A 654-nucleotide genomic window follows, 5' to 3' on the forward strand; every position below is an offset into this window, starting at 1 on the left:
ATAAAACAAGTGAATTCTCACACTCTGTTACCTTTTCTTAAACCTAAAGTCCGCCTTATAACGCCATTCCCACTAGCTGTTAACAGTGAGTTTACGACTAACGTTTTGATTAAGCCCATTATCGGCCTCAGAAATGAAGCGGGTTTCGACGCAGAAAAGCAGTCAATGGGAAGTGGTGTTGTTGCAAGAGCGGTCGTAACTAAAGATTCATACTGGGTCATTCGTACTTCTTCGTCTTGGCGCGAAGCTATTATTCAAACTGTTGAGCGTGATATTTTTCGCCTTGAGCATTTTGCTCTAATTAAAGCACTGGCTTTTGCTGATCGCACTGGGCTTACCAAAGAGGATTGGCAGTTTCTGCGTGACAGCGGATTACTGCATCTTGTATCGATTTCTGGTTTACACATTGGGATGGCATTGACGTTTGGGCTCGCCCTTGGTGGGCTTATTCGGCTTGCTATGCCGCGATATTGGTTTCTACCATCAGTGAGTGGGTTGGCGTTTGCCATTGTTTACGCTTGGCTTGCTGATTTTTCTTTGCCGACGACCCGAGCCGTTTCTGTTTGTATCATCTATATTGCTTTGAAGTATTGGCTTGTTCATTGGAGTCCATGGCGCGTACTGTTATTGGCTGTGGCGTTGCAACTTTTCTTC

1 protein-coding gene is annotated in these 654 nt (G+C 45.0%); it reads left to right on the forward strand.

Annotated features, from left to right (window positions below; translation table 11 throughout):
* The coding region (locus tag R7Q48_RS28095) for a ComEC/Rec2 family competence protein (RefSeq protein ID WP_318133594.1) at positions 1 to 654 on the forward strand (654 nt) is incomplete at both ends.

The organism is Vibrio sp. 378 (genome assembly GCF_033339435.1).